The following is a 13,345-nucleotide window of genomic DNA, read 5'->3' on the forward strand; positions in this document are numbered from 1 at the left end:
TGTCGATGACGGGCCTGGCGAAGAGTCGTGTCCTACCGGCTCGAGGCGCGGCCGACCACCCCTGCCACGTCCTACTCCTCCGGCTCCCAGGCGCGGAGCAGGTCGATCAGCCCGGCGTCTCCGTCAACGTGCAGTGAGTCGGCCGGGATACGGTCGTAGCAGAAGAGGACCAACTCACTGGCCGTGCCGTGGATGGAGGCGTCGGCTTCCGATCCCTCGCCGGTCGTGGCGGCGGGCGCGGGGATGCGGGTGGCGCGTGCGCCGTCGCCGTCGACCGTGAGGCGCCAGCAGCGACCCTCGGCTGCTCAGGTGCCACTTCCTTGATCGGAGTTACACCGTTCTTCCTCACGGACCCTCGTCTGGCGCGGCACTGGCGACTGGCCCGCTCCGTTTGCGCTGACACCGCTCCGTGCGCTTGCGTGTGTCACACACACGGCCGCAGCGGCCGCGTGGACGCTTCCCCAGCCAGCCACGGAGACAGCATGACCAGGGTTCAACTCGAAGAACTGCGCGGTGTGGTCCACCCGCCCGGCAAGCTCGACAGCAGGGCGGAGCACTGGGCCGGGCGCCTCTACATGCGCTCCGTCTCGCTGCGGGTGACCCGTCTGCTGCTCAACACCCGCTGGTCGCCCAACCAGATCACCGGTGTCATGGTGGTCGCGGGCGTGCTCTCCGGGGCCGCGCTGCTGATTCCCGGACTGGCCGGGGCCCTGCTCTGCGTCCTGTTCATGCAGCTCTATCTGCTCCTCGACTGCGTGGACGGGGAAGTCGCCCGCTGGCGCCTTCAGTTCAGCCCGCTCGGGGTCTACCTGGACCGCCTCGGCGCGTATCTCGCGGACGCCGCCGTCATGATCGGCATGGGGTGCCGGGCCTCCTCGCTCGGGCTGTCGCCCTACCTGGTGGCCGGTCTGGCCGCGGCCATCGGCGTCCTGCTGCTGAAGGCCTCCTCCGACCTGGTCCACGTGGCGCGGTCGGACAGCGGGCTGGCGAAGGCCACCGACCAGTCGGTCGTGCCACGTTCCTCCGGCCTCGCCCGCCTCCGCCGCCTGGCCTCCGCCGTGGGCATTCACCGGCTGAGCAACGGAATCGAGTGCACGCTGCTGCTGCTCGTCGCGGCAGTGGTCGACATGACACTCGGCCACCTGACCGCCACCAAGGTCGCGGTCACCGCCGTCACGGCGATCGTGTGGGTCCTCGTGCCGGCGCACATCGTCTCGATCGTCGCCTCGTCACGGCTGAAGTGACGACCGGGATGAACGACTGAGGCAGCGACCGCAGGAGTCGCCGACCAGCGTTCTCGGATAGGGCCGTCGAGCCGGAGCCCGCGGATCGCTCCCGTGATCGGCCCCGGGATGTACATCCGTGGGCCGATGCCCGCGCGAGTGATCAATCGGTGGGCTGATGCCGGGTCGGCGGAGCACCTGACAGCGTTCCCCTGTGCCCACGGACTGTCCGTCGCGGCACGATTGACGATCCGTCAACGAGGAGGAACCGTGACCACCACGCCGTTCACCGGCTGGCAGGGCATGCCGCGCCGCCGCATGCTGGGAGCCGCGCTGGCCGCCGGGGCCGCCGTGCCGCTTGCCGCCGTCGTCGCCGCCGGCCCCGCGTGGGCGGACCCGGGCGCGCCGGCCGCTCCGGCCGCTCCGGGCGCGCCCGCCCCCGCCCCGACGCGGCTCACGCTGCCCGTGCCCACCGGACCGCACCCGGTGGGCACGGTCCAGCTGCACCTCGTCGACCGGTCGCGCCCGGACGCCATCGCGGGCCCCGGGCACTTCCGCGAGCTGATGGCCACCGTCTGGTACCCCGCCCGGGACGTCGAGCGGTACCCGGTGGCGCCGTGGATGCCGGCCGGCGTGCTGAAGGCGTTCCTCGCCGACGCGGGGTTCAGCTCCCTGGTCGACCTGGCGCCGGTCACCTCCGGTCACGTGGGCGCTCCCGTGCGGCGGTCGGGCCGGCGGCTGCCCGTCCTCGTGTACTCGCACGGCGCGCACAGCCACCAGGGCGACCACACGGTCATGGTCCAGGAGCTCGCCAGCCACGGCTACGCGGTCGTGACGGTGGCCCACACCTACGACACCTACACGGAGTTCCCCGACGGCCGGATCGACGTCCCGAGCGGCGACCCGAAGGCGCCCACCGCACCGAGGGACTTCGCCGCAGACCTCCGCTTCCTCCTCGACTGCGTCGAGCAGCTCGCCGCCGGGTGCAATCCGGACGTCGACCGCCGGGAGCTGCCGGCCGGGCTGCTCGGCGGCCTCGACCCCCACCGCATGGGCGCGTTCGGCTGGTCGAAGGGCGGGTCCGCCGCCGCCTGCGCGACGCTCGAGGACGAGCGCATCCGGGCCGGACTGAGCCTCGACGGCCCGATGCAGATGAACCCGCCGCTGACCGGAGAGCTGGATCGGCCGTTCATGATGATGACCGCCGTGTTCACCCGGGCCCAGGATCCGGCCGCCGCCCAGTTCTGGTCGCTCCTGCGGGGCTGGCGGCTGAACATCCAGGCCCAGGGCGCCGTCCACGTGTCGTACGGCGACGACGAGGCGCTGTTCCCGCAGGTGGCCAAGCTGTTCGGCTGGAGCGGGCAGCAGCTCCAGGACACGATCGGCACCCTCGATCCCGACCAGGCGGTGAAGATCCAGCAGGCGTACCCGCCCGCGTTCTTCGACGAGCACCTGCGTGGCCACCGTCGGGGGCACCTGCTCGACGGCCCTTCCCCGGCCTTCCCGGCGGTGACGTTCCTCCCGTGAGCTCCTAGCCGGCGGCGCCGCGGTCCGTCGACGGACCACCGCCTCAGCGCCGGGGCTCAGTGCCACCCTCGGCTTCCGCACCGCCTCTCCCGCCATCGCGGCCCGCGCCAGCAGGAGCGGCGGTGCCGATTGCCCTGAGCCAGGAGTCGAATCGGTCTCATCTACTCAGAACATCCCCTGACACCTAAAGCGGTCATCCGCTCCAAGCCGGACACGCACCGGCATTCAGGAAACCGCACCACGATGCCCCCGCACCGGCCGACCACCCCTGACCGGGCAGCACGCCCGAGGCATCACGACAAACCGCTGCAACCCACCACGAAAACAAACCGAAACTTCACCGCACACCAGCCGCCGCCCAGTACCTGACCAAAGGTGGACTGGATCCGCACCCATCCGAGTTGACGTAGTGCGGGCTGGCTCCGGGCGTTACCTGTCGGCCCTCAGTGGGCGTAGTTAGCATCTTTTAGGCCGGGCGGTCAGCGCTGCCGAATTCGGGTGGCAGATATTCTGGCCCGCACCGGCCGACTGCTGATGCCAAGGCAGTTCGTCGCGAAACCGGACGCTACGCGGTTTGAATCATGAAGAGGGCAGGTGAAGCGCTTGAGTTCGGCTTTCGAATTCAAGGATTGAATTTTCCGTCTTCTCCGGAGCTGGACTACAAGGAAACCTATGAGAATCCTTGCGCTGAGCCACGTCCCCGCCTATGGCTCGGGAAGCGGCATCTACGCCGCGCAGGTGGCAGGGATGCTGGCCCGGCACGGCCACGAAACAGCCCTGCTGACACCGGCGCACTCTCCCTACGACGTTCCTGAGGGCGTCCGGCTCAACTGGATCGGCACGCCCGGGCATGTCGGCCGGTGGACGTTCGCGACTCCGTTCCCCAGCTTCTCCGGGCACCGTGAGAGCACTCTCACGTACGACGACCTGACCCCGGGCGAGATTGCCAGTTATCTGGCCGTCGCAAGGACGGCCGTCAATGACGTGGCAGCGGAGTTCAGGCCGGATGTGATACACGTCAATCACGCGTTTCTGCTCGCCATGGTCGTCGCCGAGGCCGCCCGCTGGCCTTCGGTCGTGGTGTCCCACGGAAGCGAGTTCATGCGTCCGATGAACGGCCACCTGCAAGCGCTGCGGCAGCGGGCGCTGGACGGAGCCGGCGTCCTGGCCGCCGTCAGCGCCGCGAGCCGGGACGAACTGGCCGACCATACCGGCCGGGCACCGTCGGCGATTGCGCTGGTGCCGCCTGGATACGACCCGGAGATCTTCAGGCCGACCAGCGTCGACCGCTCGGCGGTACTGAGCCGACTGGGCATGGATCCACTGCGGCCGTGTGCCGCGTATCTCGGGCGGCTCGTCCAGTACAAGCGCGTCGGTGACCTCCTGCGGGCGGTGGCCGCCATTCCCGTTCACCTCCGCCCGGATGTCCTGATCATGGGAGACGGACCAGAGCGCGGGAAACTGGAGGAGCTCGCTGCAGCCCTGGGGCTGGGACGCATCAGGTTCCACGCGGCGACGCGCGATCCCGGACGCGTCGCCGAGGTCATGAATGCCGTGGATGCAGTGGTAATTCCGAGCGAAGACGATCCCTTTCCGATGGCCGGCATAGAGGCCATGGCCTGCGGCACGCCCGTCATTACGAGCGATCGGTGCGGGACAGCGGAGCTTGCCGCGAGCGGTCCTGGCGCGAGCTATCGGACCGGAGATGTCGACGCACTGGCCGATCTGCTGCGTGAGGCGTGCGCCGAGGACTGGAAACATGCGCGCGGCATGCTCGGCCCGGCGGCTGTCCGAGAATTCACCTGGCGTCATGCAACAGACATGCTGACCGCGCTCTACGAGCGCGCCGCCGGAGGGGTTGGCAATTGATTACTCGGTCGATAACAAACGACCAGAGGCGCGGTCTGCTCAAGGGCCTACTGCGCGGGGAGCAGTGCATACGCGTCATGGAGACCCACAACCCGATCTCCGCGATGATCGCGGAGAACGCATGCGTGATCGACGGGAACGGGCAGCCGGTTGAGTTCGATGCGTTCTGGTCGAGTTCACTCACTGATTCGAGCTCGCGCGGACTGCCGGACATCGAGGTCCTGTCTCCGCGAGCCCGCCTGGCCGGCATCGACGATGCGTTCTCGGTGACCTCGAAGCCACTGATGATGGACGCCGACACCGGCGGTCCGAGAGAGCATTTCGAGTTGTGGGTGCGCGACATCGAACGGCACGGTGTCTCGGCATTGATAATCGAGGACAAGAGCGGTCTCAAGCAGAATTCTCTCCTCGGCGCGTCGAGCCGTCAGCGGCTCGCCGACGTCGGCGAGTTCTGCGAGAAGATCGGCGCCGGCAAAGCCGCTCAGGCCACCGACGACTTCCAGATTTTCGCGCGGCTGGAGAGCCTGATCCTCGGCCATGGCATCGACGACGCGCTCATGCGCGCCGATGCCTATCTGGATGCCGGCTCGGACGGGATCATGATCCACAGTCGCAGGCACGACGGTGCGGAAGTACTCGAGTTCACGTCGCGGTTCCGCGACCGGCACCCCGAGGTGCCGCTGATCGCGGTCCCGACGGCCTACCCCGGGCTGCGCGTCGATGAGCTGGCCGAAGCCGGCGTCAACGTCGTCATCTACGCGAACCACATGCTTCGCGCGTCCCTGAAGGCCATGCAGGAGGTCTGCGAGACGATCCTGCGACACGGGCGCGCCTTGGAGGCCGAGGAGTTCTGCGCCGGACTGGAAGACATCCTCCACTTTGATCCGCCCTTGCCCGTCGATCGTGCCGGCCGGCTCACGACCTAGGTAGCGGAAACCAGCGAAGGGCGAGACAGATGAAAGCTTTGTCGGGGGACCTGCCTGAGTTCATGGGAACGCTTACGGTCGGCGGGCTGAGAGAGGCCATGCGAGCCGACGGCTTCGCCACGTTCGCCTGTCCGGACGAGGGGGCGGTTGTCGACATCGCGCAGCAGTACGGCACCGTCATGATGCACCGGGACAGCGATGACCGGGGCGTCACGCCGATCCGGGAGACCCCTGGACGCGATCCGGCGCGTGACATCGGGCTCACGACAGCGGAGCTCCTCCCCCATACCGACCGCCCCGCGATTGCGGAACCTCCCCGCGTCCTGCTGCTGTGGTGCCAGGACGCGGGGGCCGAGGGCGGCGAGGCGGTGGTCGTGCGCGCGTCGGACGTCGTACGGCACTTGGGCGAGCGGGACGCGGGCGCCCTGAGGGCGCTGTGCGATCCGGAGGCGGTGATCTTCCGGACCGGCGGCGATCAGTTCGTCAGTCCGGTGTTCAAGGTCGAGGACGGCATCGTGACGGAAGTGCGGCTCCGGTTCGACCCCTTTGTGCACTTCTCCTGCGCCGCGGCCCGCGCCCTGCCGTCGCTGGAGTCCGCCCTTAGCGACGTCGCCCTGACGTTCACCCTGCGGCCGGGAACGGGTTATGCGTTGCGCAACGACATCTGGCTCCACGGGCGGGCCGCTTACGCGGGTCCCCGTGAGATGTCGAGGGTGATGATCGCGTCATGAGCCGCTCGTCCGGATCGTACGACTACATCGTCGTCGGAAGCGGGTCGGCGGGATCAGTCCTGTCCTACCGCCTGGGACGTGCCGGGCATTCGGTGGCCGTCATCGAGGCGGGTGACCGGGGCGACGCCGAGCTGGTCGCCGACCCGCTCGCCTACGGACGATTCCGCCGGACGCGGCACGACTGGAACTACGACTCCCTCCCGCAGGCCGAGACCGACGGCCGCACCCACGTCTTCCCGCGCGGGAAGCTCTGGGGCGGATCCAGCAGCGTGAACGGCATGGTGTACATCCGGGGCGCCAGAACGGACTTCGACGCCTGGGCGCGAGCCGCGGGCGAGCAGTGGGGATGGGATCGAGCCGTCCGGGCATTCGAGGAACTCGAGGCCGAGCCGGGACAGCTCGCCGCCACGCTGCCGGGACCGGAACGGACGCTCTGGCACGAGGCGTTCCTGGCGGCATGCGCCCGGCATGGTCTGGCGGCCCGCGGGACCTTCGACGACGGAGTCCTCGACGGGGCCGGCTGGACGAGACTGACCATGCGATCGGGCCGCCGCCGCGGCGCGCATGAGGCCTTCTTGCTGCCGGCGCTCGCCACCTCGCAGGTTGACATGAACGACGAGTGCACGGCGCTGCGGGTACTGTTCGACGGCGACAGGGCCTTCGGTGTCGAATGCCGACGCGGTCGGGAGACTGTCCGTCTCACGGCGGAGCGTGAGGTGATCGTCTGCTGCGGGGCTCTCAACTCACCCCAGCTTCTGCTCCGTTCTGGCATCGGGGCGCCGGACGAGCTTTCCCTGCTCGGTATCCCGGCCGTGTCCGCGGTACCCGGGGTGGGCAGGAACCTCTCCGACCACCTGGTGACCGGAGCGGTGTTCACCGCCGATGAGGGTGTACCTGCGGGGCCGACGGCCGTGGCGGCCTTCGCGCGGTCGGGCGGCCAGGTGAGCGGCTCGGACCTTCAGCTCTGGCTGAACCGGCGCCGCCACTCGGCGGAGCACGACGCCGGCGACAGCAGCTTCACGATTCTCTGCGCCCTGGTGCGGCCGGCCAGCAGGGGGACCGTTCGGCTGGCGCCGGGTGGCGGGCACGCCCGGCCGGTTATCGATACCGGGTATCTCACCGACAAGGCCGACCTGGACGCGCTGGTCCAGGGCGTGCGACTGGCCCGCGAGCTCGGGAGGGTCGAGAGCTTCTCGTCGGTCCGCCCGGTGGAGGCCCAGCCGGGTGGCAGCCTGGTGAGCGACGACGAGCTTGCCGGGTTCGTGCGTCGATCAGTCACCGGCCAGCATCATCCGATGGGCACCTGCCGGATGGGCAGCGATGACGAGTCCGTGGTCGACCCATGTCTTCGCGTGCGCGGCGTTCATGGGCTGCGTGTCGCGGATGCCTCGGTTTTCCCCTTCCCCGTCGGGACCGGGCCGGACGCCAGCACCCAGATGGTGGCGTGGCGAGCCGCCGACCTGATCCTCAGCGGCGACTGACCGCTGTTCAGCGCAGTGACCGTCACGGCGGGCGCCCTGGTGGGTCTGCCGGTGCGGCATCAATTTCCGAGGCCGAGAGAAGGGTGTCCAGGATGGGCATGCGGGAAGCCGACCGCGATCACAATGGGTCCCTCATCATCACACTGCCGCCGGACACCGTGCGGGCGCTGGCCGCCAAAGGCGAGCGGCAGATCAGCGAGGCGGCCGACCTGTGCCGGACCGCCGAGGCTGCCCTGGAGAGCTTTCCCGGGTACGTCCGGGTCCGCGGCCTCGGCATCCTGCCTCCGGACCAGTTGGGGGACGCTCTCACCGCGCTGTCAGCCCTGTTCGGGCGCCTGATCGAACAGGATCGCGAAGGTACCGTCGTCCGGCGCGTCGAGGATCGCGGGACGAAGATCGGCGAAGGCACCCGTGCTCGGTACGCCGACTCCCGGTTCGGCGGGAGCCTGCACACCGACGGCGCGGAGCTGCCCCAGCCGGTGCCCGGCCGGTTCGCGCTACTGTGCGTCCGGCAGGCGCCCGTCGGGGGCGAGCTCAACCTGGTCCACCTCGCGCAGCTCGAGCCGCGCCTCACCGCCGCGGAACGGGCGCGCCTGCGCAGGCCTTTCCACTTCGATCGCAGGGGTGACCAGGATCCGACCGAAGCCCCGACGACAGAGAAGGCGATCCTGTTCGACGCCGGGGGAACGACCGGTGTCACGTACCTCCGTGAATATGTCGAGCTGGGCCACGAGCACCAGCACGCACCACCACTGGCGAGCGCGGATCGTGCCGCGCTCGACGCGCTCGACGCCGCCCTGGGGGCGGACGACCTCCGGCTGACGATCCGCCTGGAAGCCGGTGAGGCCGCCATCTTCGACAACCTGCGGCTGCTGCACGGCCGCACGACCTTCGAGGACGACCAGCACCGGCGCCGCCTGCTGCTGAGGACGTGGATCCAGCCCGACGACCGCGGCGAGCGGAGCAGTGCGTGATCCCGGCCGCGCGTGACGAATCGACCGGCGGCCGGCCGGCCCTTGCCGGCGCTCTCGACCGGGAGCAGCTCGGGACCGCCACCGGGTACCGCACGACGCGGTTGTGCCGATCCGCGGCGGAGGCCGAGCAGGCACGGCCCGAGCTGAGCGGCGCCGCGCCACAGGTCTTCGGCACCGGCAGGCTGCCCGAAGTGGCCGGGATCGTCGCCACCCACGGGACCGGCCGGGTACTCCTGGTGGGCAGTGACGCGGCGGTGCGGCGGTCGGGGATCGAGCGCTTCCTGCCTGCGGGGACGCGCAGGTTCAACGGCTTCAGCCCGAACCCGCGACTGCAGGACGTGCTGGACGGCTGCGACCTCGTCGCCCGCTACCAGCCCGACGTCGTGGTCGGCGTCGGCGGCGGATCCGCCATGGACGCGGCCAAGCTGGCACGCGTACTGCCGCCCGGCGACGCGGGTCGGCACGCGGTACTGCACAGCGACGTCGGCCTGCTGCGCACGGACGCGCCGGCGCTGGTGCTCGTGCCGACCGTCAGCGGATCGGGCAGCGAGGTCACCCGGTTCGCGACGGTCTACGACGACGGCCGGAAGTACTCCGTGGACCACGCACGGGTGCTCTCCACGGTTTCGATCGTGGACCCCGATCTGGCCGCGACCTGTCCACCCGCTGTGGCCTTCAGCTGCGTTCTCGACGCGCTGGCGCACGCTGTCGAGTCCTACTGGTCGTTGCGGTCCACCGCCGACTCCCGGGCACTGGCCGGCGAGGCGCTGGTCACTCTGCGGCAGATCGCCGCCGGGGGCCGCCGGCGACTGGACTCCGCGGCCCGCGTCCACATCGCGCTGTCCGCGATCCGCGCGGGCCGGGCCATCGACGTGACCCGGACAACGGCCGCCCACGCGTTCGCCTATCCGACCACGGTCCGCTTCGGTGTCCCACACGGCCTGGCCTGCGGCCTGCACCTGATCTGGCTGCTGGACCATGTGGCGTCGCTGGTGGAGACCGACTGCGTCGACCCACGAGGGGCGGAGTTCGTCACCGCCCGGCTCGACGAGATCGCTTCGCTGCTCGGAGTGGAGCACCCGAAGGAGAGCGCGCACGCGCTGGAAAGCCTGGTTGCAGCTGCCGGCTTCGCCACGCGGTTGGGTATGTACGGGGTGACGGGAGCCGACACCGCCGCCATCGTCGGTGACGGTCTCGGGTCGGTCCGAGCCGGCAACCTCCCCGTCCGCCTCCCGCCGGACGCCGCCCTCACCGCCCTGCGCGACCGGCTCTGATATGGGCCGCCGTGGTGACGGTGGGCTGGGTCCGTACCCGACCGAGTTGACACAGTCCGGGCCGGCTCGGGGGAATCCCTGTCCGTCCCGAGTGGGCGTGGTTAGCGTCTGCGGGTGTGTGGTCGCCATTCGTGGCTTCGGGTGGATGGAGGCGGGCTGTAGCGCCTCCATTGGCACTCGGTTCTTGGATTCTTCGTTGCGGCGACGCGTTTTCCCGGGCAAGGCGAGAGGTGGAGGTGATGGCCGGTGAGCGACACGAGCCTCGAGGTCGGCCGCGTTGTGGCGGCTGCCTGGAGCAGGGTCCTGAAGGTCGAGCAGGTTGATCCGGATGCGGACTTCTTCGAGCTGGGCGGCGACTCCCTGGGGGCGGCGCGGGTGTGTGCCGCGATTCAGGCCCGCACCGGCCAGTCGCTCACGCTGCGGCAGTTCGTCGCGAACCGGACGCTGCGCGGCCTGAGTTCCCTGCTGGCCTCGATGCCGCAGCGCCCGGTCTCCGCGGTCCACGTCAACGCCGGTCAGGCCGAGCAGGCCGAGCAGGCCGAGCAGGCCGAGCCGCGCACCCTGCCCGTACTGCCGGCCCAGGAGATCTACCTGCGGCGGGAGGCCTGGTCGAAGAAGTCCGGAGTGACCGACAACGGGCATGCGGTGGTGGAGACCCTGCGGTTCACCGGCACGTTGGACACCGACGCGCTCGGCACGGCGGTCACCAGGGTGGGTCGTCATCATGCGGCACTGCGGGCCAGGTTCGGCGTGGGCTCGCAGGACGACGACTACGTCATCTGGATCTCCGACGAGGACGTGTGGCTCCGGATCCACGAGACGAACGCCATCGAGTACGCGTGGAAGGCCTTCGACCAGGCCCACCGGGTCCGGCGAGATCGCCTGGCCAGGCTTCCGCTGTGCGGATTCGACCTCTATCCGCTCTCCGAGGACGATCACATTCTGATCATCTGGGTCGACCACATGGTCTCCGACAGCTGGTCTTTCGCGGTGCTGGTCGATGACCTGGCCATCCAGTACAACGCCGCGCTGAAGGGACTGGACGAGCCGCTGCGCGGTGACCTGACGTACGAGCGCTTCCACGCGGACAGGCTCGCGTGGCAGCGGTCCGACGAGGCCGCTGCCGCCCGGGCGTTCTGGCACGACGCGCTCAAGGAGGTCGGTCCCGATCCGGAGGTCGACTTCCTCGGTGCCCCGCGCGGTGACCGGCCGCCGGCCGAAGGGCAGGACGAGATTCGCGTTCCCGTCCCCCCGGCCGTCTACGCGCCGTCCGCCGCGCTGCCCGGCGCCACGCCTTATGCGGTCTTCTGTGCGGCCATGGCCATGGCGCTGGGGCGGCACAGCGGTCGGACCCACATCGGGATCATCGCGTCGGTCGCGCTGCGGCGGGATCCGGCGCTCGAGCGGCTGGTGGGCTGGGTCTCGAACTCGATCGTCATCCCCGTCGAGCTCGACCCGCGGGCCACCCTCGGCGAGTTGGCCGGCCAGGTCAGCTCGTTCGTGATCAGCGCGCAGGACTACGGCACCTACGGCCGCAACAGCCTCATTCGTGAGCTCGATCCCCTGAAGAGCGAGGTTGTCCGGCGGCACTCGGGGGCGTTCGTGGCGACCGTGTCGAGCCAGGCGGATGACGGTGACGAACCCTTCGACGGCCTCCGGACGCAGTCGCTTCCGTGGACCAGGGGCTTCTCCCGGCACGGGATCACCTGCGTCCTGTACCCGTCGGCGGCGGCCGTGGCGACAGTCGGGCTGGAAGCCGGCTGGCTCAGCGAGCAACGCCGGCGGCAGCTCGGCGACGATCTGGCGATCGCGCTGCGGATGCTTCCCGGTGAACCCGCCGCCACCGTGGGGCAGGCGTTGTCCGCGATGAGCGGCCCGGACGACTGGTTCGCCGAGGAAGCGTGAGTTCTGGGGAGGAGGGCAGGGCCGTCGGGGCCGGGACCTGCCCGCGCACGACAGCGGATCGTTGACGAGGGGTGGACAGTTATGGACGCATCTCCGGGCACGGAGAGCGAGTCCGGCGAGGGGCGAAGCGGCCCTCTTGGAGCGGTGGCGAAGATCCTGGGCACCCCGTTCTCCGCCGATCCGGTCCGCATCATTCAGACCAACTCGCTTATCCAGATGACCGGTTACGGGCTCTATACGGCGGGCAGCGCGCTGTACTTCGTACGTGCGGCCGGTATCCCCGCCGAACGCGTCGGTCTGGGCTTCTCACTGGCAGGGCTCGCCGGGCTGGCTCTGAGCGTCCGGATGGGGAGACTCGCCGACCGCCTGGGCCCGCGCGATGTCGGCATCGCCTTCGCGTTCGCCCGAGTCGCACTGCTCATCACCGCCGTACTCATCCACGGGACGGCGGCCTTCCTGATCGTGATCGTGTGCTTGGGCATCGCGGAGAACGGCAGCAGGGTCGCCCGCGGCGCGCTGGTCGCGCGTCTCGTGCCGAAGTCGGGCCGGGTGCGCACGCAGGCCATGACACGTGTGCTGACGAACGTGGGTTTCTCGATCGGCGTCGTGGTCGCCGGCGTCGCGATCGCCTTCAACACCCGCGCCGCCTACGCGTCGCTGATCCTCGGCATGGCCTTGGCGGCCTTGCTCACCGCGCTGCTCAGCTTCCGTCTGCCGCGGACCGTGGCCGACCCGGCCGGCAAGGGCGCGCGGAGCGGGCGCACCCGGTACGACTTCCCCTACATGGCCGTCTCCTTCGTGAGCAGCATGACCCTGATCGGCGACACGGTGCTCACGGTGGGACTGCCGATCTGGGTCGTCACACACACCGGCATACCGCGACCGCTCGCCGCGTGGGCGATCCTCGCCAACACGGTCCTGGTCATCGGGCTCCAGGTGAAGTTCTCCTCGCTGGGGAGCACCGTCGCCTCCGCCCGCAAGATCCAGCGCTGGGCGTTCATCGTCCTCGCGGCGGCCTGCTGCGCGGCGGCGGCCACCGACGGCCGCGGCGGCCTGCTCGGCAGCGGCCTGCTCCTGGTAACGGTCGCCCTGCTCACCCTTGGCGAGCTATGGGGAGAGAGCGCCAACTGGAGCTTTCGCTACGGCTTCGCCCAGGCCAAGGCCCAAGGGGCGTACGGCGGGATGTTCATCCTCGCCGGCTCCGCCCCGACGGTGATCGGTCCGGTTGTCGTCACGTCCCTCACCTCGCGCTTCGTCCCGGGCGGCTGGTTCGTCCTCGCGCTGCTCTTCATCGTCTGCACGGCCTTGAACGGTCCGGTGATCTCGTGGGCGGAACGCACCAGGATCCCCGACGAGGACGAGGACGAGGACGAGAGCGAAGACGCCCGGCCGGCAGCAGAGACAACCGCGGCCCCGTCCATGGAGGCGAGCTGAG

At 70.0% G+C, this 13,345-nt stretch carries 10 protein-coding genes; all 10 read left to right on the top strand.

The features are described 5' to 3' along the window. Positions 1-482 precede the first annotated feature (482 nt). Complete coding sequence (locus OG403_RS01095; RefSeq protein ID WP_329560595.1) at positions 483-1,244, top strand: CDP-alcohol phosphatidyltransferase family protein; 762 nt, start codon at positions 483-485, stop codon at positions 1,242-1,244. A 249-nt stretch (positions 1,245-1,493) separates the two neighbouring features. Beyond that, complete coding sequence (locus OG403_RS01100; RefSeq protein ID WP_329560597.1) at positions 1,494-2,750, top strand: alpha/beta hydrolase family protein; 1,257 nt, start codon at positions 1,494-1,496, stop codon at positions 2,748-2,750. 672 nt (positions 2,751-3,422) lie between these two features. Continuing rightward, the gene (locus OG403_RS01105; RefSeq protein ID WP_329560599.1) at positions 3,423-4,619 is read left to right on the top strand and encodes a glycosyltransferase; all 1,197 of its coding nucleotides are present in this window, start codon (positions 3,423-3,425) and stop codon (positions 4,617-4,619) included. Then, positions 4,616-5,545, top strand: a complete 930-nt coding sequence (gene aepX / locus OG403_RS01110; protein WP_329560601.1) for a phosphoenolpyruvate mutase — start codon at positions 4,616-4,618, stop codon at positions 5,543-5,545. Before OG403_RS01105 ends, aepX begins: the two co-directional genes overlap by 4 nt. A 29-nt stretch (positions 5,546-5,574) precedes the next feature. Next, positions 5,575-6,276: a TauD/TfdA family dioxygenase gene (locus tag OG403_RS01115; RefSeq protein ID WP_329560602.1), complete on the top strand. Its 702-nt coding sequence runs from the start codon at positions 5,575-5,577 to the stop codon at positions 6,274-6,276. Then, positions 6,273-7,757 carry a GMC family oxidoreductase gene (locus tag OG403_RS01120; protein ID WP_329560603.1) on the top strand — a complete coding sequence of 495 codons (1,485 nt, stop codon included), beginning with the start codon at positions 6,273-6,275 and terminating at the stop codon, positions 7,755-7,757. Before OG403_RS01115 ends, OG403_RS01120 begins: the two co-directional genes overlap by 4 nt. A 98-nt stretch (positions 7,758-7,855) precedes the next feature. Then, positions 7,856-8,731 (top strand): TauD/TfdA family dioxygenase, encoded by an 876-nt coding sequence (locus OG403_RS01125; protein ID WP_329560605.1) that lies wholly within the window; start codon positions 7,856-7,858, stop codon positions 8,729-8,731. After that, positions 8,728-10,005: an iron-containing alcohol dehydrogenase gene (locus OG403_RS01130; RefSeq protein WP_329560607.1), complete on the top strand. Its 1,278-nt coding sequence runs from the start codon at positions 8,728-8,730 to the stop codon at positions 10,003-10,005. Before OG403_RS01125 ends, OG403_RS01130 begins: the two co-directional genes overlap by 4 nt. A 246-nt stretch (positions 10,006-10,251) precedes the next feature. Beyond that, the gene (locus OG403_RS01135; RefSeq protein ID WP_329560608.1) at positions 10,252-11,910 is read left to right on the top strand and encodes a condensation domain-containing protein; all 1,659 of its coding nucleotides are present in this window, start codon (positions 10,252-10,254) and stop codon (positions 11,908-11,910) included. Between the two features lie 144 nt (positions 11,911-12,054). Then, positions 12,055-13,344, top strand: a complete 1,290-nt coding sequence (locus tag OG403_RS01140) for an MFS transporter (RefSeq protein WP_329560610.1) — start codon at positions 12,055-12,057, stop codon at positions 13,342-13,344. Position 13,345 lies beyond the last annotated feature (1 nt).

It is taken from the genome of Kitasatospora sp. NBC_01266, assembly GCF_036242395.1.
GTDB lineage: Bacteria > Actinomycetota > Actinomycetes > Streptomycetales > Streptomycetaceae > Kitasatospora.